The sequence below is a fragment of the Roseovarius sp. TE539 genome (assembly GCF_003298505.1).
Lineage (GTDB): Bacteria > Pseudomonadota > Alphaproteobacteria > Rhodobacterales > Rhodobacteraceae > Roseovarius.
In genome coordinates this window covers 1-24,840 of the sequence record NZ_QNGB01000021.1, presented here as the reverse complement: position 1 = coordinate 24,840, position 24,840 = coordinate 1, and the positions used below count along the sequence as shown (strand labels likewise).

At 63.7% G+C, this 24,840-nt stretch carries 24 protein-coding genes and 1 pseudogene; 16 read left to right on the top strand and 9 right to left on the bottom strand.

Translation table 11 applies throughout. The annotated features are described in order from the left end of the window. Window positions 1–205: 205 nt before the first annotated feature. From DQW77_RS13030 to crtA, 6 genes are all read right to left on the bottom strand, one after another. Entirely contained in the window at window positions 206–829 is a 624-nt protein-coding gene (locus DQW77_RS13030) for a methyltransferase domain-containing protein (RefSeq protein WP_113258669.1), read from the bottom strand. After that, complete coding sequence (locus DQW77_RS13025; RefSeq protein ID WP_113258709.1) at window positions 826–1,503, bottom strand: class I SAM-dependent methyltransferase; 678 nt, start codon at window positions 1,501–1,503, stop codon at window positions 826–828. The genes DQW77_RS13030 and DQW77_RS13025 overlap by 4 nt, the downstream gene beginning before the upstream one ends. A gap of 73 nt (window positions 1,504–1,576) precedes the next feature. Next, window positions 1,577–2,449: an alpha/beta fold hydrolase BchO gene (gene bchO, locus DQW77_RS13020; protein WP_113258668.1), complete on the bottom strand. Its 873-nt coding sequence runs from the start codon at window positions 2,447–2,449 to the stop codon at window positions 1,577–1,579. 4 nt (window positions 2,450–2,453) lie between these two features. Next, the gene (locus tag DQW77_RS13015) at window positions 2,454–4,142 is read right to left on the bottom strand and encodes a magnesium chelatase subunit D (RefSeq protein WP_113258667.1); all 1,689 of its coding nucleotides are present in this window, start codon (window positions 4,140–4,142) and stop codon (window positions 2,454–2,456) included. Beyond that, entirely contained in the window at window positions 4,139–5,143 is a 1,005-nt protein-coding gene (gene bchI, locus DQW77_RS13010; RefSeq protein WP_113258666.1) for a magnesium chelatase ATPase subunit I, read from the bottom strand. The genes DQW77_RS13015 and bchI overlap by 4 nt, the downstream gene beginning before the upstream one ends. Before the next feature lie 5 nt (window positions 5,144–5,148). Then, window positions 5,149–5,847: a spheroidene monooxygenase gene (crtA, locus tag DQW77_RS13005; RefSeq protein WP_113258708.1), complete on the bottom strand. Its 699-nt coding sequence runs from the start codon at window positions 5,845–5,847 to the stop codon at window positions 5,149–5,151. Between the two features lie 112 nt (window positions 5,848–5,959). Between crtA and DQW77_RS13000 the strand changes: the two genes are divergently transcribed. From DQW77_RS13000 to DQW77_RS12990, 3 genes are read left to right on the top strand one after another with little or no spacing between them, the layout of a single operon-like run. Then, complete coding sequence (locus DQW77_RS13000) at window positions 5,960–7,513, top strand: phytoene desaturase (protein ID WP_113258665.1); 1,554 nt, start codon at window positions 5,960–5,962, stop codon at window positions 7,511–7,513. Continuing rightward, window positions 7,510–8,550: a 15-cis-phytoene synthase gene (gene crtB / locus DQW77_RS12995; protein WP_113258664.1), complete on the top strand. Its 1,041-nt coding sequence runs from the start codon at window positions 7,510–7,512 to the stop codon at window positions 8,548–8,550. Before DQW77_RS13000 ends, crtB begins: the two co-directional genes overlap by 4 nt. A 5-nt stretch (window positions 8,551–8,555) precedes the next feature. Further along, a complete protein-coding gene (locus DQW77_RS12990; protein ID WP_113258663.1) occupies window positions 8,556–9,026 on the top strand; it encodes a tryptophan-rich sensory protein TspO in 471 nt (156 codons plus the stop codon). Here the strand turns inward: DQW77_RS12990 and crtC are convergent. Continuing rightward, on the bottom strand, window positions 9,002–9,895 hold the full coding sequence (gene crtC, locus DQW77_RS12985; protein WP_147094975.1) for a carotenoid 1,2-hydratase: 894 nt from the start codon (window positions 9,893–9,895) through the stop codon (window positions 9,002–9,004). The genes DQW77_RS12990 and crtC overlap by 25 nt on opposite strands. Beyond that, entirely contained in the window at window positions 9,850–11,433 is a 1,584-nt protein-coding gene (gene crtD / locus DQW77_RS12980) for a 1-hydroxycarotenoid 3,4-desaturase CrtD (protein ID WP_113258706.1), read from the bottom strand. The genes crtC and crtD overlap by 46 nt, the downstream gene beginning before the upstream one ends. Before the next feature lie 93 nt (window positions 11,434–11,526). Between crtD and DQW77_RS12975 the strand changes: the two genes are divergently transcribed. The 13 genes from DQW77_RS12975 to dxs all read left to right on the top strand — a co-directional run bounded on the left by DQW77_RS12975 (window position 11,527) and on the right by dxs (window position 24,702). Continuing rightward, complete coding sequence (locus DQW77_RS12975) at window positions 11,527–12,396, top strand: polyprenyl synthetase family protein (protein WP_113258662.1); 870 nt, start codon at window positions 11,527–11,529, stop codon at window positions 12,394–12,396. 7 nt (window positions 12,397–12,403) lie between these two features. After that, on the top strand, window positions 12,404–13,534 hold the full coding sequence (locus tag DQW77_RS12970; RefSeq protein ID WP_113258661.1) for a methyltransferase: 1,131 nt from the start codon (window positions 12,404–12,406) through the stop codon (window positions 13,532–13,534). A 129-nt stretch (window positions 13,535–13,663) separates the two neighbouring features. After that, window positions 13,664–14,605, top strand: coding sequence for a chlorophyll synthesis pathway protein BchC (bchC, locus tag DQW77_RS12965; protein ID WP_113258660.1), 942 nt, complete (start codon window positions 13,664–13,666; stop codon window positions 14,603–14,605). After that, window positions 14,602–15,606, top strand: a complete 1,005-nt coding sequence (locus DQW77_RS12960; RefSeq protein WP_113258659.1) for a chlorophyllide a reductase iron protein subunit X — start codon at window positions 14,602–14,604, stop codon at window positions 15,604–15,606. The genes bchC and DQW77_RS12960 overlap by 4 nt, the downstream gene beginning before the upstream one ends. Before the next feature lie 147 nt (window positions 15,607–15,753). Then, on the top strand, window positions 15,754–17,325 hold the full coding sequence (bchY, locus tag DQW77_RS12955) for a chlorophyllide a reductase subunit Y (RefSeq protein ID WP_113258658.1): 1,572 nt from the start codon (window positions 15,754–15,756) through the stop codon (window positions 17,323–17,325). 106 nt (window positions 17,326–17,431) lie between these two features. Continuing rightward, window positions 17,432–18,916 carry a chlorophyllide a reductase subunit Z gene (bchZ, locus tag DQW77_RS12950; RefSeq protein ID WP_113258657.1) on the top strand — a complete coding sequence of 495 codons (1,485 nt, stop codon included), beginning with the start codon at window positions 17,432–17,434 and terminating at the stop codon, window positions 18,914–18,916. Then, window positions 18,913–19,140 (top strand): cytochrome PufQ, encoded by a 228-nt coding sequence (gene pufQ / locus DQW77_RS12945; RefSeq protein WP_113258656.1) that lies wholly within the window; start codon window positions 18,913–18,915, stop codon window positions 19,138–19,140. Before bchZ ends, pufQ begins: the two co-directional genes overlap by 4 nt. Before the next feature lie 135 nt (window positions 19,141–19,275). After that, a complete protein-coding gene (gene pufB / locus DQW77_RS12940; RefSeq protein WP_113258655.1) occupies window positions 19,276–19,425 on the top strand; it encodes a light-harvesting antenna LH1, beta subunit in 150 nt (49 codons plus the stop codon). A 13-nt stretch (window positions 19,426–19,438) separates the two neighbouring features. Beyond that, window positions 19,439–19,609 carry a light-harvesting antenna LH1, alpha subunit gene (pufA, locus tag DQW77_RS12935; protein ID WP_113258654.1) on the top strand — a complete coding sequence of 57 codons (171 nt, stop codon included), beginning with the start codon at window positions 19,439–19,441 and terminating at the stop codon, window positions 19,607–19,609. 121 nt (window positions 19,610–19,730) lie between these two features. Next, a complete protein-coding gene (pufL, locus tag DQW77_RS12930; RefSeq protein ID WP_113258653.1) occupies window positions 19,731–20,570 on the top strand; it encodes a photosynthetic reaction center subunit L in 840 nt (279 codons plus the stop codon). A gap of 3 nt (window positions 20,571–20,573) precedes the next feature. Continuing rightward, window positions 20,574–21,560, top strand: a complete 987-nt coding sequence (gene pufM, locus DQW77_RS12925; RefSeq protein WP_113258652.1) for a photosynthetic reaction center subunit M — start codon at window positions 20,574–20,576, stop codon at window positions 21,558–21,560. 3 nt (window positions 21,561–21,563) lie between these two features. Beyond that, complete coding sequence (pufC, locus tag DQW77_RS12920; protein WP_113258651.1) at window positions 21,564–22,658, top strand: photosynthetic reaction center cytochrome PufC; 1,095 nt, start codon at window positions 21,564–21,566, stop codon at window positions 22,656–22,658. A 115-nt stretch (window positions 22,659–22,773) separates the two neighbouring features. Further along, window positions 22,774–24,702, top strand: coding sequence for a 1-deoxy-D-xylulose-5-phosphate synthase (dxs, locus tag DQW77_RS12915; RefSeq protein WP_113258650.1), 1,929 nt, complete (start codon window positions 22,774–22,776; stop codon window positions 24,700–24,702). Between the two features lie 28 nt (window positions 24,703–24,730). Here dxs and DQW77_RS18550 read toward each other — a convergent pair. Beyond that, window positions 24,731–24,840: pseudogene (locus DQW77_RS18550) on the bottom strand (IS5/IS1182 family transposase); the annotation flags it as partial.

The window sequence follows — 24,840 nt, the reverse complement described above, 5'->3', positions numbered from 1 at the left end:
TCTTATGTAATCATCCGGGATGAAACATAGAATGGCGTGGTCGTGTGATCGGGTGAACTCAGCCATTCCGGGATCGGCGATCATCGGCCGGGCCCATATGTCCGGCCTGTTCCGGCAACCCTTTCGGTACAACCGTAGGGCTTCGCCGCACTCCGGGCATGGTGGGGCACAGCCCGATCGGCAGGTCAGGCATTTCCGTCGCGGTTCACCCGGTGTCCGGGGGCAAGGCCGTGCCTGTCCCGTGAAAGACGGCCATCTGGCTGGCGCCTCCGAGGTCGGGATGGCATCCGGCAATATCGGTGACCATGGCCTTGTACCCGTAGAAACGGCCCACGCGGGCGCACCATTCGCGAAACCTGGCTCTTGACCATTCGAATTGGTGGCCGGGATGACGGTACCGGTGTGCCGGGACGCCGAGAAGCGTATTGAACTCGGCATTAGGTGTCGTGATCACCACCGTTTCGGGCCGCATGTCATGAAACAGCGCCCGTTCCAGCGCCGACAATCGTGCAGGATCGACATGTTCGATCGTTTCAATCAGGACGGCACAGTCGAACCCGGCCATGTCCGCCGCCGGATCAAACATCGAGCCGGTGCGGAAGCCGATCTTCGGCACTCTGACGTCACAGGTGTTCAGGCGGCGGCGCAGGCGACCGATCGCATCGGGGCAGAGATCGACGCCGAAAATTTCATCATAGCGTGGATTCCCGGCCAGGCGCACCAGAAGATCGCCGTCGCCGCATCCCAGATCGAGGATTCTTGCCGCGCCGGTTGCCCTGACGGCGTCTTCCACCGCGTGCAAACGTTCCTCGTGCAACCAACTGGTCATGAGTCCACGTCGTGGCGTGGCCGGTCAAGCAACACAACGTCCTTTTCGGGTATGTCGATATCCCACCCCCATGCACTGGCAAGAAAGCTGAATGTCGCGGCACGATAGAAAACGACATGCGTCGGGTCCTGACGATAGTGCCAACCGGCAAAACGGGAGTCTTCGGTCTGGAAACATGTCATCACTGCAAGCCATCCGCCGGGCCGCACCAGTCTGCGCAGCTGCTTGAACTCGCCGGCGGGGTCATGAAAATGCTCTGCCGTCTCGGTGCAGGTGACGAAATCGTAGGAGGCCCTCAACGGCGCGGTGTCAGGCGCGAAGAACGGATCATACACTGCCATTTCATGGCCCGCCTCGCGCATCATCCCGGCCAGTGCGGGCCCCGGTCCACAGCCATGGTCAAGCCCCCGGGATCCGGGTGCGAGCCGTGCAAGCAGCGGACCGGTCACCCTGGACAGAAAACGCCGATATCCCGGGTCGTCCGGATCGTTCTCATGCGTCAGGTAGTGTGCCCTTTCCTCGGCGCGGCCGGGCCGCAAAGCAGGGTCGAGGAAGCGTAGTTCACAGCATGGGCACCGAAAATAGGTTCGCGCGCCGATCGTCTGGAAATGCTCCGCCCGGGCATGGCACAATGGGCAGGCAGTATCGGCTTGATCGTTTTTTCCGGTTGTCATGATCCTGCCCCGGTCGTCGCGATGCGGTGGCGCGGGGCCTGTTGCGGGCACCGCGCTTGAAACCGCCGCGCGGTCATCCGGCTTTCGGCGCAAACGATTCCAGCCAGTCCAGCACCCGCGCGGCGGTTTCTGAAGGGGCTTCTTCATGGGCCAGGTGGCCGACTCCCCTAAGCTGCGAAACCTGTGCCGAGGCCATCCTGTCCCGCGCCGTTTCTGCAAGGCGCGGCGCCACCGCACGGTCATTCTCGCCCGTCAGGAACAGGCACGGTGCCGAGATCCTTTCCAGCCCGGCCAGAACGGTATCAATGTTCCACTGAGCCATCATCTGCAACGTCCCCTCGACATGATCCCGGTCCGATATCAATCGGGCGTAATAGGCGATTCCGTCCTCATCAAGACGCGACCCGGTGCTTTCCAGCAATCTGCGGGCGCGTTCGACAGGCCGACCGCCGGCCGAGAACGCATAGGATGTCAGCGGATTCAGCGCAAGAAACCTGGCCAGTAGCGGGAACAGCCAGCCGGCAACGCCGTCAAACCTGCTGAGGGCAGCATTGATCCCGACCACCGTCGATACCCCGGGCATGACTCTTGCGAGGTTGAGCGCGATGGCACCGCCGGCGGAATGGCCGATGACGCAGGATGGACTCCAGCCCTGAGAGGCACACAGCGCGGCGATGTCCTCGGTCATCGGGGTCAACCCGCTGCGCGATCTGGTGCCCGGACGCGTGAACCCCTGTCCCGGCAGGTCAAGTGCGACAACATGGTGATTTTCGGCCAGCAACGGGATCATTGCCCGCCACGAATGCGTTGATGCCCCGGCACCGTGAAGAAGGAGGATGGTGTCGCCGGTTCCGGTTTGCTGAACATGCCACAGATGTGGCCTATGGGCGATGCGCCGTGACAGGTGGTTGAGTGGCCAGTCCTGCAGATCCCTCGACCAATCCATGCGTTCACCCGTTCAGGGCCTTGTCCGTGGCGGCGCATATCCGGCTGGCATCCGCGCGCGGCAGTGCCAGGTAATCGGCGGCCAGCCAATCCGCCAGCGCGATGCCTTCATTGCCCGGCCGCGCGGCCGTATCTATCACCACCGCGGGAAAGCCCAGCAGACGCAGGTGCCGCGCCACGATCCTTGCGTCCCGGCGCGCTGGCTCCCGCCCCGGCGTCCCGTCGAGCGCGATGTTCGCACGGCCATCCGTCAAAAATGCGACCGATGGGCTGAATCCCCGGCGCATTCCGTGACGTGCGAGCTCGAACGCGTTCTGCAGCCCCGAGGCGAGTGGCGTTCCTCCGCCGCCGGGAAGCCCTGCAAGCTGCCGTTTTGCCTGAACGAGGGACCGTGTCGGAGACAGCAGGACATCGGACGTCTGCCCCCTGAACGCGATCAATGCCACCTGATCGCGCTTGGCGTAAGCCTGTGCAAGAAGGAGCTCCACCGCGCCCTTGGCCTCGGCCATCCGGGCCATCGCGGCTGATCCGGAGGCGTCGACGGCAAAAATGACCAGCCGGTCCGAGCGGTCTTCGAACCGTTGAAGCCGAATATCCGAAGGATGTATGATAAGCGTCGGTCCCTTCGGCCGGGCCTTCCTGCGCAGGGGTTGCCAGGGTGCGGCTGCGCGCAGGGTTGCCACCACGTCGATGCGCGAACGGCCATCGGGCCGTCCCGGGCGCGGGCTCAGTGGCCGGCCACGCCGGTTACCGGTGCGCCGGCTTCCGGCACCGCTTCCGTGTCCATCATTGCGGTTGGCGTCATCGCGCGCAAACCGTGCAAGCAAATCGTCCGGCAGGCAGGCGCGGACGGCCTCGATCAGCATTTCCTCGGGAAGGTCCGTCTGGCCCTGGTCTTCCGTTTCCGCTGCATCGTCCGGCGCTTCGGGCTCGGTTTGGCGGTCTTCGTCAGTGTCCTCCGGGGTGTCCTGCTGCGGAAACTGCGTGGCCCGCGACGGGTAGACGAGCGTAACGGCTTCCCGGATATGCGTGTCCGTTGTCCGGTCCTCCCCGTCCAGCGCCGCAAGGGCGCGCGCCGTGTCGAGCGCCAGGAGCGGCGCACGCAAGCTTTCGATACCCAGACGGTCGGCAAGCAAGACGAGCTGCCTTTCATGATCCGGGTCTGTTGTGACGGTTGCAACCCGGTCGCGGGCCGCATCCAGGTCGGCCGGTGCGGGCAGGCGTGCGATTGCCTCACCGGCCTTGACCTCGGAAAGATCCACTGAAAATGACAGCCTTTCACGGAGCGTCAGCGGTGCGCGTTCATCAGCGTCGGCACCCTCGTCCAGCATCACCAGCGCATGTTCCGCGCCGGTGTCGAGAAGTTGCGCAAGGCGGGCAGCAAGCCGCGGCTGAAGACGCTCGGCCATGGGCATGACGAGTGCCGCTTGCTTGTCGGCGACCCCGGTTTCTCGGATCATGCGCCCGTTCGCGAGGGAGGCGGCGATGTCGAGACCGCCGAAAAGCTGTGTATCGCTCAGACCCGGGTGGATGCGGCGCAACGGCAGTGGCAGCACCGAAAGCGCATTCTCGAACGCTTGCCTGGCCGGGCCCGGCCTGGCCCTCACGGTCATGCCCTTCAGCGTTGCGGGGGCAATTGCGAGGGTCGCGAGTGCGCGCATGCCACGCGCCCACTCCGGCGCTTTACGGGTCATCCCAGTGTTTCCCCGACCACGCGCTCGACACGCGTGATGGTCCCCGCCTCGTCGAGAGGGTCACGTCGCAGACGGTGGCTCATTGCCAGCGGAGCCACCTTGCGCAGGTGGTCGCGCGTGATCGCATCAACGCCTTGATAGGCGGCCAATGCCCGTGCGGTGCGCAGGAGGGTCAGTTCTCCGCGCAGCCCGTCCGTACCCAAAGCGATGCTGAGTCGCGCGCAATCCGTCACGATATCTTCAGTGGTCTCCATCGCGGCAAGCGCCGTGCGCGCGTTCAGGATTGCCGTGCGGATCTTCGCATCCTCGGCCTGCCAATGCGCCATGAACGCGTCGTGGTCCCTTTCGAACGCATCGCGGCGACGAATGACCTCGACCCTCTCTTCGATGTCCACCGGGGAACGCACTTCGACGGACAGGCCGAAGCGGTCCAGCAATTGGGGACGAAGCTCTCCTTCCTCCGGGTTCCCCGATCCGACGAGCACGAAGCGCGCGGGATGGCGGATCGAAAGACCTTCGCGTTCGACGGCATTGATCCCGGATTGGGCCACATCGAGCAGAAGATCGACAATGTGATCTTCCAGCAGGTTGACCTCGTCGATGTAGAGGTATCCGCGGTTGGCCCGAGCCAGAAGACCGGGTTCGAAGGCTTTCTCGCCATGGGTGAGCGCACGCTCGATGTCGAGAGCACCGGTAACCCTGTCTTCGGTCACGCCAAGGGGCAAGTCCACAACGGGCGTCGGGCGTTCCACCAGTTTTTCGGATATGATGTCGGCCCAGACGGGGCAGTCTTCGGGCGCTGCCGCGTTGACGGGGCATCCCTCCACCACGGTGATCGTGGGCAGAAGTGCCGCAAGAGCGCGTACCGCTGTGGACTTTCCCGTTCCGCGGTCACCGAACACCAGCACCCCGCCAAGCCCCGGGTCTATGGCTGTGAGGACCATCGCCAGTTTCATGTCATTCTGACCGACGATGGCGGAAAAGGGAAACGATGCTGTCATGTGGCTTATCCGGTTCGGTTCAGGGGGTGTTGTCCGTGCCATGTTCCACGGTCCGCGATCACGCGAAATCTTGCATAAAGCTCTTCGCGGAACCAGTCACCCTCGCGCACGGCACGGATGGCGCGGGCATGTGGCCCGTCGGCTCGTGCGAAATCTGCCATTGATCCGGCATCCGGCCAGACCGAGAATGTTATCTGGTGGAGCAACGGCATTTCGCCGATGCCGATCTTGAAGGCGACATTGGCATCGGTCCCGATGACGCTGCTGATATCCGGAACCCGTTTCCAGAATTTCAGGGCGGCACGGGGGCGGACGGTTGCCCGTGTCAGGGCAGCGACGGGACCTGACCCTGGCACCGCGTCCGGGCGGAACGGGGTCTTGCCCGACCATTCGCCGCGCGCCGATATAGGTGAAAGAAACACGGTCCAGCATTCCAGGGCACGCTGACGATAACGCCGGAAAACCGGCGCGGTTTCGGTTTGCATGCGCGCTGTTTCCAGGTCGGGCCATGTCGCAAGGATCGCGTAGACGCCGGTGTTGGGAAGCGGGGTGAACCCTTCGCCGCTGCCGGAGCCGCAGAGTTTCCAGAATCCGATTTTTTCGATGCGCCCCAGGGCGAGGCGGGCAAGACCCATCATCGCAAACGCCCAGAGCCGGCTCAACCCGGTTTCGAACCGAAAGAAACTGATGCTCACGGCTTGTATTGATCTCTTCCCTTCAACCAATTCGTCACGCGACACTGCCACGCGACACCTAATCAGATAAGAGCGTCGATCGAAGATTGTCAAGTTAACTGGACACATGTAGGGTTGCCAAATGTTGACACTTGTCGATCCATGTTCGGTATCTTGCGAGGAGGTCGCTTCGGCGCCTTCGGCCTTGGTGATAGGTGCAGGCCTCGGTGGGCTTGCGTCGGCCATGCGGCTGGGCGCGAAAGGGTATCGTGTGACCGTCCTGGACCGCCTTGACGGGCCCGGAGGACGCGGATCTGCCATTTGGAAGAATGGTCATCGTTTCGATCTCGGGCCGACGATCGTGACGGTGCCCGGGGTGTTCCGTGACCTGTGGAGGTCTTGTGGACGGAACTTCGATGAGGACGTCGACCTGCGCGCACTCGACCCCTATTACGAAATCCGCTGGCCGGATGGCAGCCGCTTCAGGGCACGGCAGGACGATGCGGCGATGTGCGCCGAAGTCGCCCGGCTTTCGCCCGGTGACGTGGCCGGTTATCGACGGTTTCTCGCCGACAGCGAAAGACGATATGGTTTCGGCTTCGAGGATTTGGGCCGGCGGTCCATGCACCGCCTGGCCGACCTGATCAGGGTGCTGCCAAGGTTCGCGTGGCTGCGCGCGGACAGGTCCGTTTACGCGCATGCGGCGCGCCGGGTGAAGGATGAACGGCTGCGCATGGCGTTGTCGTTTCATCCGCTCTTCATCGGTGGAGATCCCTTTCACGTCACGTCCATGTACGCGCTTGTCAGCCATCTGGAGAAAGCCTTTGGCGTGCATTATGCCATGGGCGGGGTGGATGCGATCGCCCGCGCGATGGTTCGCGTGATCGAGGGGCAGGGCGGCCTGATCCGGCAGTCCGCGGAAGTGGACGAGATATTGATCGAGAACCGCCGCGCGACGGGCGTGCGCCTGTCCGGCGGCGAGGTTGTCAATGCGGATATCGTGGTATCCAATGCGGATTCCGGCCATACCTATGATCACTTGTTGCGCAACTCCAGGCGGCGCCGCTGGACGCCGCGCAAACTGAAACACACGCGATGGTCCATGGGCCTGTTCGTCTGGTATTTCGGCACCCGCGGCACCAGCGGATTGTGGCCCGAGGCGGGACATCACACGATCCTGAACGGGCCGCGCTACAAGGGGCTGGTCGAAGACATATTCATAAAGGGCAAGCTGGCCGATGATATGAGCCTTTATGTGCATCGCCCGAGTGTCACCGACACATCCGTGGCCCCCGAAGGCGATGATACCTTCTACGCGCTCAGCCCGGTGCCCCATCTTGGGCATGCAAAACCGGTCAACTGGCCTGAAATGGCCGAAACCTATCGCCGCAGGGTGCAGGCGGTGCTGGAACGGGAGCTGCTGCCGGGACTGGGCGATCGCCTCTCGGCCTCGGCCGTCTTCACACCCGAGACATTCCGGGACCGCTATCTCAGTCCGCATGGATCGGGGTTCTCGATCGAGCCGCGGATTCTGCAAAGCGCGTGGTTCCGGCCGCACAATGTCAGCGAGGAAGCGGCGGGCCTGTATCTGGTTGGCGCGGGCACCCATCCCGGCGCCGGGTTGCCCGGCGTGATCTCAAGTGCCGAAGTGCTTGCAAAACTGGTCCCCGACGCGCAGCAAGCGAGGTCCGCATGATCAATCCCGGTGACATGGCCCATTGCGTCGAGTCGATCCGCCACGGATCGCGGTCGTTTCATGCCGCGTCAAGGTTGCTGCCCAGGCGATTGCGTGATCCGGCGCTGGCGCTTTACGCATTTTGCCGTTTGGCGGATGATGCCGTGGATCTGCAAAGTGCCAAAGCCGATGCCGTACTCAGGTTGCATGAGCGGCTCGATCGGGCCTATGCGGGCCGCCCCGAGAATGCCCCGGCGGACCGGGCTTTCGCGGCGATCATCGAGGATTTTTCCATGCCGCGGGCATTGCCGGAGGCGCTGCTCGAGGGGTTGGCGTGGGATGCGGGGGAACGACGGTATCAGACCCTGTCGGAATTGCGGGGCTATTCGGCGCGGGTGGCCTCGGCGGTGGGTGCGATGATGTGTGTCCTGATGCGCGTACGCGACGCCGATGCCCTGGCCCGCGCCTGTGACCTTGGTGTGGCGATGCAGCTGACCAATATTTCCCGCGACGTGGGTGAGGATGCGCGCGAAGGTCGACTATACATGCCTGTCGATTGGTTGACGGAAGCGGGTGTCGATCCTGCCGAGTTCCTGGAATGTCCTCGGATGTCTCCGGAAATCGCCTTGCTGACCCGCCGGCTTTTGACAGAGGCAGAGCGGCTTTACCTGCGCTCCGAGTCCGGTATCGCGGCGCTGCCGATCGATTGCCGGCCGGGGATTTTTGCAGCACGTTTCATTTATGCCGGGATCGGCTCCGAGGTTCGGCGGAATGGTCACGACCCGATTCGTGCGCGCGCCCGAACCGGAAGAACACAGAAATTGGGTTGGCTGATGCTCGGGGTTCTGCGGGCCGGGATCACGACCGTCATGCCGCGCTCGCCGGTGATCCACGCCAGACCGCTGCAGGAAACGGCGTTCCTGGTCGAGGCCGCCGCGAAACCGGGCGTGCCAGCCGCGGACTGGAGCGAGGCGATATACGCCACGATGGCCAGTCTCAAGGCGCGCGAACGTGAGAGAAGTCAAGGATTGATGCAACCGGCCCGCCCGGCTAGATAGACAAGATGATCTGGCTGTATTTCCTGATTTTCCTGGGGGCCTGTGTAGCAGCGGGCAGCACCGGCGCGATGTTTTCGCCGGGCGAATGGTATGAGCGGCTTCACAAGCCCGGCTGGACACCACCAAATTGGTTGTTCCCGGTCGCCTGGACGTTTCTCTATCTGTGCATGGCTTTGGCCGGGGCGCGTGCCGCGGTCAGTCCAGGGAACGGGCTGGCAATGGCGCTCTGGTCACTGCAGATCGCGTTGAACGGACTGTGGACGCCGGTTTTCTTCGGGTTGCGCCGGATGCGGCAAGGTCTGATCGTGCTTTGCGCGCTCTGGCTGGCAGTTGCGTCGACGATGATCGCGCTGTTCCAACTGGACTGGTTGGCAGGGCTTCTTTTCGTGCCCTATCTTGTCTGGGTGTCGGTGGCCGGTGCCTTGAACCTTGCCGTGATCCGCCTGAACCCTCAGGAGTCCGGCGGGACGGCCTGAGCGAAGGTCCAGTGTGTGCGCCGCGGTACGCGGCAGGCCAGCACCGGCTTCAGGAGCGGAGAGCGAAAACGCCGTAGATCAAGCGCCTCGTGGACCCCTGTGGTTTCCTCCCCGTCTATGCGGGTTAGAACCGATGACCGCGAATAGAAGGGCGCATCCAGCATGTTCTGCACCTGCCGCGGTTCATATCCCGGGTCCGATCGGGTTTCGCGGCGCACCATCCAGAGGCTGCGGCGAAACGGTGTTTTCGGCGGAGCGGCGAAGACGCGTGCGGATCCGTCGTCTCCGAAATGCACCGCGCATGCCAGATCAGTGCCGTCCTGCCGTCTTGCATCGTAAAAGCAGGTGCTGCCGCCGGCGACAGGATACCGGCCCCAGGTCCAGTAGTCGAAGTCCTGTTCCAGCGCCCTCGTGCCGAAATTCGCATCGAAATACCCGTGCCCTGTCCATTTCCAGCCGGGGCGGTTCAGATCGACGTGGATGTCGCAGGTCGGCGCGAATGGCCGCCATACATGTGCCCCGTCCGAAGTCAGCGGCATCTCGACCCCGGTGATGGCCTTCGGAATGAGCGTGACGCGTCCGCGCACAGGCGAGATGACGGGCGGGGCGCCGATTTCGTCGATGTCGATGACCAGCCGCCCGTCCCGCCAGTGCATGTTTGACGGGCCGACCGTCAGGCGGTCGCGTGTCTGGCGCAAGGCCGAGTTGCCACGGTCCGTCATCGTGAACCGCCCTCCCGGACCGTAGGTGGCGACATTCATGCAGACATGGTTTTCCGGCGCGCGGCGGCCCGTCCATCCATACCAGGGGGAAAAAACCGATCCTATGAACCCGATGACGCTGATGGCCCTGCCGCAGGTCTTGCTGATCCCGTCGATGTACCACCAAGCGTACCCGTTCGGCGGAATGGCGAGATTGAAGTTGGGTTGCCCAGAATCGCCGCGGCCGCGTGCCGGCCGGAGAGGGCCGCCATCGGCACCCCCGCCCCCGGATGCGTGCCGCCGCCGGCCAGGTAAAGCCCCCGTATCGCGGTTTTCGCCGTTGGCCGCTGAAAAGCCGCCATCATCCCGTGCGGGCTCTGCCCGTAGAGAGATCCGGCCGAGGCGGGAAAAAGCTGATCGAACCGGGCCGGAGTCGTCAGCGCATCCGGCCCCGGCAGGGGGTCGAATGTCAGGTCGAATGTCGCCAATGTCTGAAAGGTGCGTGTCCGGCATCGGTGGTCCTCCGGTTGATTGTCTGGCTGCGGCGGGGCGTTGGCAATGATCTCGAACCGCTCACAGGTCGGGGTCGGGCCCGGCTGGCCGCGATCCATCGCGCACACGTAAAGTGTCGGGGAATCGATCGTTTCTCCGCGTTGGAGGGCGTCGAATTCCGGTTTCGGATCGCCGCGGAAAAATACGTTGTGATGGGCCAGTTCCGGCCCGTCGGCAGACGCCGCGAAAGCCCAGACCTCGGCGGAAAGGCTGCGGGGCGCCGACCCGGTGCGCGCCGTGATGCCGGTTGCGCCGGCTCCAAGCGCCCCGGTCGCCAGGGCCCGCGGATCACCATTGAAAAGGACCGTGCCGGCAGGAATGAATTGCCCGTCGGCGAGGGTGACGCCATCCACCTCCCCGCCATTCGCGTCGATCCGGGCGACATGCGCATTGTAGACGAATTCGCCCCCCAGCGACTGCGCCAGCGCGGCGATGATTTCCGGCAGGCGGTGCAGCCCGCCCTCGATGCTCCACACCCCTCGGGCTTCGGCGTGCCAGACAAGCGACATCAGGGCAGGCACCCGGTACGGTGAGCCGCCCACATAGGTTGCATATCTTCCGAAAAGCTGCGCTAGGCGCGGATCGTCGAAAGAGCTGTCCAGAAGATCAGCCAGTGTCGAAAAGGGCGCCATCTTTCTGATCAATCCAGGGTTGCGCGCACAGTACAATGCCAGACCGGGCAACCGCGGATCGGGATTCTGCATCACCGGGGCGTCGAAGCCTTCGAAAAGCGTTTGCGCCCGTGCCGAGAACGTCCGGAATTGGCGCATGGCCGTGGTACCCGCGAAGGCACGGATGCTCTCTTCGGTTTCGGATCGGGTGTCGAACAGGTCAAGACGGCTGCCGTCGGGCCAGAAATGCCGCGCGAGACAGGGCTGCCGGACAAGGCGCACATGGTCGCTCAGGCGTTCGCCGACACTGGCAAACAGCTCCTCGAAAACGGAACTCAGGGTCAGGACGGTTGGTCCCGCATCCACCGGTCCGGCCGATGACGGCAGGCTTCGCATCTTGCCGCCGGGGCGCCCGTGACGTTCAAGGACGATCACCCGTCTTCCGGCATGAGCCAACCGAAGAGCCGCGGCGAGCCCACCGATGCCCGCCCCGATAATGACGACGGTGCCGGCCGCGCGGGATGACTTCGATGGCGTGCTCATACGCGCGATTGTTGACTCGGTCATGAGAAGTGTCCAGTATAATTTACACAATACTTGTCATTATGTAATGACACTCAGGATAAGGACCCCGCCATGCCGGTATCCGAACGCATCGAAACCGCGGTCGCACAGGCGATCCGACAGTCGCAGGCGGGACCTGCGCCCGGGCAGTTGGCAGAGGCCCTTGATTACGCCACCTCGCCGGGCGGCGCGCGTATCAGGCCGACGATCCTGCTGTCCGTCGCAAAGGCGTGCGGCGACGACCGGCCCGAGTTGGCCAACTCTGCGGCGGCCGCACTTGAACTCATCCACTGCGCCAGTCTGGTTCATGATGATCTTCCCTGTTTCGACGATGCAGCACTGAGGCGCGGCAAGCCCTCGGTCCACCGTGCCTATTCCGAGCCTCTGGCCGTCCTCGCCGGGGACAGCCTCATCGTTCTGGCGTTCGAGGTCCTTGCGCGCGCCTCATCGGAGGATCAGTGCAGGGCCGCACAGTTGCTCCTGTCACTGGCGCGACGCACCGGCATGCCCAATGGCATATGCGCGGGGCAGGGCTGGGAAAGCGAGCCGAGAATAGATCTTGCCGCCTATCACCGCTCAAAGACCGCCGCGTTGTTCATTGCCGCGACCGAGATGGGAGCGATTTCAGCCGGACATGATCCGGAGCCATGGCATGACCTGGGGGCACTCATCGGCGAAGCGTTCCAGGTGGCGGATGATCTTCGCGACGCACTTCTCGACGAGAATGCCCTTGGCAAACCCGCCGGGCAGGATGATCTTCACGGGCGGCCGAATGCCGTCGCCGAGCTTGGTGTCGGCGGGGCGTTCGACCGATTGTCGGATATTCTTGCAGGTGCCATCGCGACGATCCCGTCATGCCCGGGCGAGGCCGCGTTGGCCAAGGTCGTCAGCCGGCAGGCCGAAATGATAATGCCCGCCGTGCCCGCGCGTTACAGGAGCTGAGGCGCGAATGGGCGTCGAAAGCGATCTGCGCCCCCGCGGTGGCGGCTTGTCCACATGGTTCGCGCGCCGGGTATCCAGCCCGGGATTTCAGAAATGGGCCAGCCGTTTACCGGTGAGCCGCGCACTCGTCCGGCGCGATGGCGCCGAGGTATTCGATATTCTGCAGGGCTTTGTCGCGTCGCAGGTGCTGGCCGCACTGGTGGAGCTCGGGGTGCTGCGTCGCTTGCTTGAAAGTCCCGTGACCGCAAGGCATCTGGCGCTGTCTGCTGGCATCGAGACGGATCGCATGGCCGCTTTGCTGCAGGCCGGAGCGGCGCTTGGCCTGCTGAAACGGCGGCGCGATGACACATATGCTTTGGCCCGAAAGGGAGCTGCAATTGGCGGTGTGCCCGGGCTGGAGGAAATGATCCGCCACAATCATGGCTTCTACAGCGACATGATGGATCCGGTTGCCCTGCTGCGTGGTGGTGCCGAAACCAACCTGTCGGCATTCTGGCCTTATGTGCGCGGCCGGAGCGCCGAGATGGAAGACGGCGCGGCGGCCCGCTATTCAACGTTGATGGCCCGTTCACAGGAACTGGTGGCGCAGGATACGCTTCTGACGGTTTCGCTGAAGGGTGTCGAAAAGTTGCTGGATGTCGGTGGTGGGTCCGGTGTTTTCCTGTCGGAAGCGCTGCGTCGGAACCGCCGCCTCGAGGGCATGCTGTTCGATCTTCCCGACGTGACGCCGTTGGCCGAATCAGCTTTCGAACGCGCTGGCCTCAGGGGGCGTGTGACCGTGCATGGGGGCAGTTTCCGCGACGGACCGTTGCCCGCTGGGGCCGACGCGATCTCGCTGGTCAGGGTGCTCTATGACCATGATGACGAGACTGTCGTGGATCTGCTGGGCAAGGCGCATCGCGCCTTGCCGCCGGGCGGGCGCCTGATCATTTCCGAGCCGATGTCAGGCGGGGGACGGCCGGAGCGGGCAGGGGACGTGTATTTCGCCTTCTACACCATGGCAATGGGTACCGGACGTGTCCGCTCAGGGGGCCGGATCGGTGAAATGTGCCGGGACGCGGGATTCGTGTCCGTGAAGCTGCGGACAGCCCGCCGGCCTTACATAACCTCGGTTCTGAGCTGCGTTCGCCCGGGCTGACATCGAGGGGCCTGTTTGCCTCGTGATGTAAAGAAAACTTGACACAAAAAAATGTAATCGTAAACTTACACCATGCATCGAGTGAATGCCTGCAAGCGTGCTTGGCGGTTCGATGAATAGGAGGCGACCATGAAAACCCGCGCAGTCCTCCTGAACGGTCCTGAGGATCTTCATTTGGATACCCTGGCGCTCAAGACGCCGGGGCCGGATGACCTGGTTGTCGAGGTTTCCCACTCGGGGATTTCCACCGGAACGGAAAAACTGTTCTGGTCCGGCAGGATGCCGCCCTTTCCGGGTATGGGGTATCCGCTTGTGCCCGGGTATGAAGCGGCGGGCGAGGTTGTCGAGGCGGGGGCGCGGACAGGCTTCCGGACCGGTGACACGGTTTTCGTGCCGGGGGCCGATTGTTTCGACGGCGCCCACGGTCTTTTCGGCGGTGCTGCGGAACGTCTTGTCACACGTGCTGACCGGGTGACGCGAATCGATCCCGGTCTCGGTCCCGAGGGTGCGCTGCTGGCGCTTGCCGCCACCGCGCGTCATGCGATGGCCGGTCTTGAAAAGGCTGTTCCCGACCTGATCGTCGGGCATGGGGTTCTGGGCCGGCTTCTGGCAAGGCTGACCGTGGCCGCCGGTGCACCGCCACCCACCGTTTGGGAAAACGATGTCATGCGCCACACCGGCGCCGAAGGTTATCAGGTCCTGATGCCTGACCAGGATGCGCGCCGCGACTACACGGCGATCTACGATGCTTCCGGCAACCCGGAGATACTGAACGAGCTCATCGGTCGTTTGGCCAAGGGCGGAGAGATCGTGCTCGCCGGGTTTTACCCGCAGGACCTCAGCTTCGCGTTCGCGCCCGCTTTCATGAAGGAGGCCCGTCTGCGCGTGGCCGCCGAATGGGCCCGCGACGATCTCATCGCGGTGCGAAACCTGACGGAAACCGGGGCTCTGTCGATGGCCGGGCTGATTACGCACAGCGCCCACGCCACGGAGGCCGACCGTGCATACCGGACCGCGTTCGATGACCCGCAATGCCTGAAAATGATGCTTAACTGGAAGGATGCAGCGTGAAGGACGACGTTCCAAATCTCAAGGATTTCGACCAGCGGTTGCGCGACGAGGCGCACGAGGACCTGGCCGATGTGATCAACGACGGCGAACCGACGCAGAAGACCCAGATCATCGCGATTTACGGCAAGGGCGGCATCGGCAAGTCCTTTACCCTTGCGAACCTGAGCCACATGATGGCCGAGCAGGGCAAGCGCGTGCTGCTCATCGGCTGTGATCCCAAGTCCGACACCACCTCGCTGCTGTTCGGCGGCAAGGCATGCCCGACGATCATAGAAACCTCGACCAAGAAGAATCTTGCCGGAGAGCAGGTGCAGATCGGCGATGTCTGTTTCAAACGCGGCGGTGTCTTCGCGATGGAGCTGGGCGGCCCCGAGGTGGGGCGCGGTTGCGGCGGGCGCGGCATCATCCACGGCTTCGAACTGCTGGAAAAGCTGGGCTTTCATGATTGGGATTTCGATTATGTCTTGCTGGATTTTCTGGGTGACGTGGTTTGCGGCGGCTTTGGCCTGCCGATCGCGCGTGACATGGCGCAAAAGGTCATACTGGTGGCCTCGAATGACCTGCAATCGCTCTACGTGGCCAACAACGTCTGTTCGGCGGTTGAATACTTCCGCAAGCTGGGCGGCAATGTGGGGGTCGCGGGTCTGGTCGTGAACAAGGACGACCACTCTGGCGAGGCACAGGCCTTCGCCGAGTCCGTCAATATTCCGCTCCTCGCCGCCATTCCGCAGGACGATGATCTGCGCAAGAAGTCAGCAAATTACCAGATTGTCGGAACATCCGAAAGCCAATGGGGGGCGCTGTTTGCAGGCCTCGCTCAACAGGTCTCGGATGCGCCGCCGGTGCGTCCCGCGCCGCTGGATCAGGACGGCCTTCTGGCGTTGTTCGACAGCAAGGACACGGGCGGAGACGTGGTTCTGGAGCCTGCCACCGACGCCGATATGCGCGGCAAGAATGCCGCTCCGACCAAAAGCATGGAGGTGGTTTATGACGACGCGTGACACCAGCCGCCGCGATACGATGGCCGATGTTCAGAATATCCTTGCGCGGGCCCGACCGGACCAGATGAGGCGCCTGCTGGACGATGTCCGGGCCTGCGGGACCGGTGCGGATGAAGGCACTTCCAAAGGGGAAAGCCGGGGGACTGCATGACCGAGGAAGTCACATACGACAACGCCTCCGGGGCGGAGGTGATCCGGGGCGAGCGGAATGCAAGCCCGCAGGATGGCCATGAATTGCCGGGCGATCCGGAACTCGGGTGCCATTCCGGGTCGGAAATGGAGACGGCCGCGCGGATGGCAGGCCAGAGCGAAATCCTGGACCGGTATGCGAAGGACTATCCGCAAGGCCCCCATGACAAGCCGCAGAGCATGTGCCCGGCATTCGGCAGTCTCCGTGTGGGTTTGAGGATGAAACGTGTCGCAACGGTTCTCAGCGGGTCGGCCTGCTGCGTCTACGGGCTGACATTCGTGAGCCATTTCTACGGCGCGCGCCGTTCTGTCGGGTATGTGCCTTTCAATTCCGAGACCCTTGTGACCGGGAAGCTGTTCGAGGATATCCGCGACAGCGTGCATGAACTGGCCGACCCCGAGAGGTTTGACGCGGTGGTCGTGACCAACCTGTGCGTGCCGACCGCGAGTGGTGTGCCGCTCAGGCTCCTGCCCGACGAGATCAACGGGGTGCGCATCGTCGGAATCGATGTGCCCGGCTTCGGAATCCCCACCCATGCCGAGGCCAAGGACGTGCTGGCCGGCGCGATGCTGAATTATGCCCGCCAGGAGATCGAGGCAGGGCCGGTGGCCATGCCCGAAGGCGGTGTCTCGGACAAGCCCACCGTCAGCCTGCTGGGCGAGATGTTTCCCGCCGACCCGGTAATGATCGATCGCATGCTGGCGCCCATGGGCCTGGCTGCCGGGCCGGTGGTGCCGTGCCGCGAATGGCGCGAGCTTTATGCCGCGCTCGATAGTGGCGTGGCCGCGGCCATCCATCCCTTCTACACTGCCGCGATCCGGGAATTCGAAGCCGCGGGCCGGTCGATAGTGGGCAGCGCCCCTGTCGGACACGACGGCACCGCCGCCTGGTTGGCGGCGATCGGCGGGGCATTCGGCCTGCCCGCTGACAGGATTGCCGAGGCACAGAATGCGTTTCTGCCGGCTATCCGGGACGCGTTCGCGGAAATGCCCGTCAAGGGCACGATAACGGTCAGCGGATATGAAGGCAGCGAATTGCTGGTGGCACGGCTGCTGATCGAGAGCGGTGCGGCGGTGCCCTATGTCGGGACCGCCTGTCCGAAAACGCCGTGGTCCCGCCCCGATGCCGAGTGGCTGGAGGCGCGGGGAGTGAAGGTGAAGTTCCGCGCCTCGCTGGAGGATGACTGCGCCGCGATGGAAGGTGTGAAGCCCGACCTGGCCATCGGAACGACGCCGGTGGTGCAGAAGGCCAAGGAACTGGGTATCCCGGCCCTGTATTTCACCAACCTCATCTCGGCCCGGCCCCTGATGGGCCCGGCCGGCGCCGGCAGTCTGGCCGAGGTCGTGAATGCCGCGATTGCCGGCAAGCAACGCATGGATCACATGCGCGCCTTCTTCGAAGGGGTGGGCGAGGGCGCGTCGGCGGGAATCTGGGAAGGTGATCCCAACCTTCGCCCCGATTTCCGCGCGCTCAATCTCAAGAAACTGGAAAAGCAGCGCCGGGCCGCCAAGGCGCAGGAGATGATCTGATGGGTGCGCGTTGGGAATATCCCAGATCCGGGGGCGCTGCCCCCGTCGCCCGTGCCGGGCGACCCCCCCGAGGTATTTCGGGCCAGATGAATGAGCGGGGTGTGTCATGCTGATCCAGGATCATGATCGCGCCGGCGGATACTGGGGGGCTGTCTATGCCTTCTGTGCGGTCAAGGGGCTGCAGGTGGTGATCGACGGGCCGGTGGGCTGCGAGAACCTGCCGGTGACGTCCGTCCTGCACTACACCGACGCGATTCCGCCGCATGAATTGCCGATCGTCGTGACCGGACTTGGCGAAGAGGAACTGGGCCGCGAGGGCACGGAAGGCTCGATGAAACGGGCCTGGGGCACGCTTGACCCGGCATTGCCGGCCGTTGTCGTCACCGGCTCCATTGCCGAGATGATCGGTGGCGGGGTGACGCCGCAGGGCACCAACATCCAGCGTTTCCTGCCGCGGACCATCGACGAGGATCAATGGGAAGCCGCCGATCGGGCGATGACCTGGATATTCACCGAATTCGGGATGACCAAGGGGCGCATGCCCAAGGAGAGACGGCGCGACGCGGATGCCGTGCCGCGTGTCAACATCCTGGGTCCGATGTACGGAACCTTCAACATGCCGTCCGACCTGGCCGAGATCCGCCGCCTGGTCGAGGGCATCGGCGCCGAGGTCAACATGGTGATGCCGCTGGGTGCGCACCTTGCGGAAATGCGCGAGTTGGTGAATGCGGATGTCAACATCTGCATGTATCGTGAGTTTGGCCGCGGTCTGGCCGAGGTTCTGGGCAAGCCCTACCTTCAGGCGCCCATCGGCGTGGAGAGCACGACGCTCTTTTTGCGCAAGCTGGGCGAGTTGACAGGGCTTGACCCGGAGCCTTTCATTTCCCGCGAGAAACATTCGACGATCAAGCCGGTCTGGGATCTTTGGCGCAGCGTGACGCAGGATTTCTTTGCCACGGCCCGGTTCGGCATCGTGGCCAACGAGACCTACGCCCGGGGCATTCGCAACTTCCTTGAAAACGACATGGGCCTGCCATGTGCCTTCGCGGTGGCGCGTTGCGCCGGCGCCAAGACCAACAACGAGGAAGTGCGCGCGCTCGTGGCGCGTGAAAGGCCCCTGATCCTGATGGGATCGATCAACGAGAAAATGTATCTTGCCGAGGCGCAGGGCGGGCATGGGCCGCAGCCCGCCTTCATACCCGCGAGCTTTCCGGGGGCGGCGATCCGACGCGCCACCGGCACACCGATGATGGGGTTCGCCGGCGCCACCTACTTGGTTCAGGAAGTGTGCAACGGGCTCTTTGATGCTCTTTTCCATATTCTGCCCCTGGGGACGGAAATGGATGCGGGGGCATCAACTCCGACGCCGCTCAGGCGCAACTTCCCCTGGGACGAGGACGCGCAGCGCGAACTGGACCGCATCGTCGCAAGCCACCCGATCCTGACCCGAATTTCCGCCGCCAAGAGCCTGCGCGACGCCGCCGAGGACGCGGCATTGCGCGAGGGCGCCGAGCGCGTGGTTCTGGAAACCGTACAGAGGCTTTCACCGGAAAGCCGCCCCCCCGATCCCGAAGGAGGACTGAGCCGATGACCGATGTCTCGTCAAATACCCCGATGCCGCCCCGCACATGCGGGCGGCGCCGCGATGCGGAGTTCCATCTGTATTTCGCGCTGATTTTCATTTTCGCGCTTCCATTCGTGACCTTGCGCTGGATGCGCGATGTGGCCCGGCGGCGGACGCTCAACATGCGCGGGCCGCTTGCCCTCGCGTGGGCCGAAGCGGACCGGACCACGCCATTGATCTTCTCGGCCTGAGCGCCACCGCGCGGGATCCGAGATCAGAGCTGCCTTCCCGCCTCTGGGCGGGCAGAACCCAGAAGGGCCATGACGGCCCCGACGGACCCGGCCGCGGGGTACGCGGCGTCAGCATAACGTTCCGGAGGAAAGTTCATGGCTGATAAAACCGACCTGTCCTTTACAGGTCTTACCGACGAGCAGGCCCAGGAGTTGCATTCGGTCTACATGAGCGGCCTTTGGCTGTTCGCGCTGATTGCGCTGGTTGCACATATCGCAACCTACATCTGGGCGCCTTGGTTCTGAGGAAGGATTGGAAATGTCGAAGTTCTACAAGATCTGGCTCATTTTCGATCCGCGCCGCGTGTTTGTCGCGCAGGGCGCGTTCCTGTTCCTTTTGGCCGCGATGATCCACCTGGTGGTTCTGTCGAACGGGGTCAACTGGTTCGAGAATGCCGCCGCGTCGCGCGCGGCGGCGGAAGCCAACTGAGCTCGGGGGTGAAAGCCCTTCAAGAAAGCGCCGCGGGCGGCAGACCCGCCCGCGGCAGACAGAAAGAATTATGACGGCTTGAGATCTGGACCGGACCGGCCGCCAAAAGCGGAGAACAACCATGGCGTTGCTAAGCTTCGAAAGAAAGTACCGCGTCCGCGGAGGGACGCTGATCGGCGGCGATCTGTTCGATTTCTGGGTGGGGCCCTTCTATGTCGGGTTCTTCGGGGTCACGACCGCCTTTTTCGCGCTTCTGGGAACCATACTCATTCTCTGGGGGGCCGCCCATCAGGGAACCTGGAACCCCTGGCTCATCAACATCGCGCCACCCGACCTGAGCTACGGCCTGGGGGCGGCGCCGCTGATGGAGGGAGGATTGTGGCAGATCATCACGATCTGTGCCATCGGCGCCTTCTGCAGCTGGGCGCTGCGCGAAGTGGAGATCTGCCGCAAGCTGGGAATGGGCTATCATGTGCCGGTCGCTTTCAGCGTGGCGATCTTCGCCTATGTCACGCTGGTCGTGTTCCGTCCCGTCCTGATGGGCGCATGGGGGCACGGCTTTCCCTATGGCATCTTCAGCCATCTCGACTGGGTGTCGAACACCGGCTATGCCTACCTGCACTTCCATTACAACCCGGCACATATGCTGGCGGTGACCTTCTTTTTCACCACAACGCTGGCGCTGGCGCTTCACGGTGGGCTGATCCTGTCGGCGGCCAATCCCGAGAAGGGCGAGGAAATGAAGACGCCGGATCACGAGGACACCTTTTTTCGCGATTTCATCGGCTATTCGGTGGGCACGCTGGGGATCCACAGGCTGGGGCTTCTGCTGGCGCTGAATGCCGGGTTCTGGTCGGCGATCTGCATCATCATCAGCGGACCGGTCTGGACCAAGGGTTGGCCCGAATGGTGGAACTGGTGGCTGGAACTGCCGATCTGGCCGTCTCAGGTGGGGGTGTAAGACATGGCTGAGTATCAGAACATATTCACGCAGGTGCAGGTTCAGGGGCCACCGGAATGGGGCCTGGACGACAGCGGCGAGCTGATGGCCGAACGAGGCGGCAAGCCGTTCTTCTCAAGGCTCGTCGGCTGGATCGGAAACGCGCAGATCGGGCCGATCAAGCTGGGCATGCTTGGGGTCATCAGCATCGCGACCGGGTTCCTGTGGTTCTTCATTGTCGGGCTGAACATGCTGGCGCAGGTCGGCTGGTCCCTGCCGGAATTCCTGCGGCAGCTCTTTTGGCTGGCACTGGAGCCGCCAAGCCCGGAATACGGGCTCAGGATGCCGCCTCTCAATGACGGGGGATGGTATATCATCTCCAGCTTCTTCCTGCTGGTGAGCGTCTGTGCCTGGTGGCTGCGGACCTATCAGCTTGCTCAGGAGCACAAGATGGGCAAGCACGTGGCCTGGGCCTTTGCCAGCGCCATCTGGCTTTTCCTGGTGCTGGGCCTGTTCCGCCCGATCCTGATGGGCTCATGGTCCGAAGCGGTCCCCTACGGCATTTTCCCGCACCTTGACTGGACCACGGCCTTCTCGATCCGCTACGGCAACCTGTACTACAATCCCTTCCACTGCCTTTCCATCGTGTTTCTCTATGGATCGGTGCTTCTGTTTGCGATGCATGGCGCGACGATCCTGGCGGTCAGCCGCTTCGGTGGCGACCGTGAGCTGGAACAGATCGTGGACCGTGGCACGGCGAGCGAGCGCGCGGCGCTTTTCTGGCGCTGGACGATGGGTTTCAACGCGACGATGGAAGGCATTCACCGCTGGGCGTGGTGGTTTGCCGTTCTCACTCCCATCACCGGCGGCATCGGTATCCTGCTGACCGGCACGGTGGTGGATAACTGGTTCATATGGGCCCAGGAGCACAATTTTGCGCCGATGTATGACGGCTCCTACGGCTATGATGCGTACGGGTCCTATGAGGCCTTCATCGGGCAGGAGGACTGAGCGATGTTTCCCAAGTGGTTCGACAAGTGGAACAGGGACAACCCCACCGACATCTACAAGCCCGCTATTCTGGTGGGCGTGGCCGGAGGCGCGGTTTTCGCCGCTGCGATGGTCGTGGCGTGGGGCCAGCCCTTCAAGACGGACAGCCTGCAGACGGGGCCGCGCGGCACAGGGATGTCGGTTCCCGAATTCGAGGCCGATCTTGCCGTGCCCGATCCCGGGATCGCCGGGTTTCTGGCCACCACCTCGGCTCCGGTGGTGCCGCAGGGCGGCGAGCGGACCGCCGGTGCCGCGCGCGATAACGTGCCACCGGGACTGGAGGGCCTGACGGTCGAGAATTATGACCGCCTGCTTGCCGCGATGCGCGACTGGACGGGGATCCCCGATCTCTTTGACGATCCGGCGTCCTACCAGACCTCTGTCGGCCACGTGATGATCGGCATGACCCAGAACCTCAACGAGAACTGGGCCGGTCATGTCAACGCCAACAAGCAGGTGGGGGTGACCTGCTACACGTGCCACAGGGGGCAGCCGGTGCCTGCTGACATCTGGTACGATCTAGGAGACGTGGCCGAACGGATGGCCGGCTGGTCGGCGAACCAGAACATGGTGACAGCGCAGAGCCAGTACACTTCTTTGCCGTCCGACGCGTTGAAGACCTATCTTCTGGATGGTGAAATGATCGGGGTTCATGATCTCGACAGCCGGGTGGCCGGTGTTCCGGGCAAGGACGGTTATCCGGGCATCCAGAACGCCGAGCGCACCTACTCGCTGATGAACTATGTCAGTAATTCGCTCGGGGTGAACTGCCTGTTCTGCCACAATTCGCGTGCCTTCTACGATGGTGCGCAGGTCACCCCGCAATGGGGTACGGAATCCCTCGGTATCCAGATGGTGCTTGAGCTCAACAACGATTACCTGGTGCCGGTCGGCGGGCTTCTGCCGGAAGACCGGCTCGGGCCGGTGAAGGGCGACGCACCGAAGGTGGCATGCAAGACGTGCCACAAGGGATACCAACAGCCATTGCAGGGGACCAACGTGATCAAGGACTGGCCCGAACTGGCGACCACCTCGGGTGAGCCGGACTACGGAAACTGACCCCGGACGGGGCCGCCCCGCAGCCGGGCGGCCCCGTCCAGTATCGCGCGGAATTGGTGCCCGCTGCCCCCGTATTCCGCGCGGGCGCCGCCGAAGCCGCCGGGAGGAGGCCGCAATGACCGATGAAAGACCGCATACACCAATGCTTGACCGGGTGGCCGGGCCGTCGGATCTGCGAAGTTTGCCGGATGACGATCTGGCCACCCTGGCCGGTGAACTTCGTGCCGAGGTGATATCCGCAGTCTCCGAAACCGGTGGTCACCTTGGATCGTCCCTCGGCGTGGTCGAGTTGAGCGTGGCCATCCACGCGGTCTTCAACACACCGATGGACAAGCTGATCTGGGACGTGGGCCACCAATGCTATCCTCACAAGATCCTGACCGGACGGCGCGACCGGATTCGCACGCTCCGCACGAAAGGCGGACTTTCGGGGTTCACCCGGCGCGCCGAAAGTCATCATGATCCGTTCGGGGCCGCGCACAGTTCGACCTCGATAAGCGCCGCTCTCGGCTTCGCGGTGGGGCGTGACACGGGCCGGTCCACCGGGGACGCAATCGCCGTGATAGGAGACGGCGCCATCAGTGCCGGAATGGCCTATGAGGCGATGAACAATGCCGGCGCCGAAGGACGGCGGTTGTTCGTGATCCTCAACGATAACGAAATGAGCATTGCGCCGCCTGTGGGCGCGATGTCCGGCTATCTGAGCGGCCTCTACGGACAAGACCCGGTGGCGCGCATGGCGTCCCTGGCCGAGGGGTTCGAAGCGGCGCTGCCGGCCCCGATGCGCGAGGGCGCCAAGCGTGCCCGCCAGATGGTGACGGGGCTCGCCGGGTCCGGCACCCTGTTCGAGGAATTGGGGTTTCAGTATATCGGCCCGATCGACGGGCATGACATGGACCAGCTGCTGCCGGTCCTGCGGGCGGCAAGAGCCCGTGCAACCGGTCCTTTGCTGATTCATTGCTGCACGGTGAAGGGCAAGGGATACGTCCCGGCCGAGACCAGCGCCGATCGCGGACATGGCGTGTCGAAATTCGATCCGGTGAAAGGGCCGCAGGCAAGTGCCAAGGGCGGAGCCCCTTCCTACACGTCGGTTTTCGGCGCCGCACTGTCCGACGAGGCCGCCCGCGATGACAGGATCGTGGCAGTGACCGCCGCGATGCCGGACGGTACCGGCGTGGCGAAAATGGCCGAACGGTTTCCGGCGCGGGTCTTCGATGTCGGTATCGCCGAACAGCACGGTGTGACCTTCGCCGCCGGAATGGCGGCGAGTGGCCTCAAGCCGTTCTGCGCGATTTATTCCACCTTCCTGCAGCGAGCCTATGATCAGGTCGTGCACGACGTGGCGCTTCAGGGGCTGCCGGTCAGATTCGCCATTGATCGGGCGGGCCTTGTCGGGGCCGATGGCGCAACCCATGCCGGGGCCTATGATGTGGGGTATCTTGGCAATCTGCCGGGGTTCACGGTGATGGCGGCCGCAGACGAGGCGGAATTGATGCACATGGTGGCGACCGCCGCCGCGCATGACACCGGGCCGATCGCGTTCCGCTATCCGCGCGGTGCCGGGACCGGTGTGGCGCTGCCCGAGCGCGGCGAGATCCTCGAGATCGGCAGGGGCCGGGTCATCCGCGACGGGGAGGATGTGGCAATCCTGTCCTTCGGGGCCCACCTTGCCACATGCCGGAGCGCGGTGGCGCTTCTGGAGGCGGAGGGTATCAGCACGACCCTTGCCGATGCCCGCTTTGCAAAGCCCCTTGATACCGATCTCCTGATGCGCCTGGTGGGCGGGCATCGTGCCCTGATCACGGTGGAGCAGGGCGCCGAGGGCGGGTTCGGCTCAATCGTCATGCATGAACTGGCCCGGCGCGGTGCGTTCGACACCGGCCTGATCCTTCGCAACGTATGCCTTCCCGACAGGTTCATCGAACAGGCGACTCCAGAAGAGATGTACGAGGATGCAGGCATGACCGCCGCGGATATTGCCGCGCGGGTCCGCGACGCCCTGGAACCGCAAAGCCGCCGGGTTGTGCCGCTGCGCCGCGTCTGACGCTGCACCCTTTAGGCGGCGTCTGCATTTAGCTGATCCAAGCCATTGCGCATGCGAGATCAACGAAGGCTTTGAATGAGCTGACGGATTTCTCGCAACGCAATGCGATCCTGCGGAAGCGTTTGATCTTATTGAAAA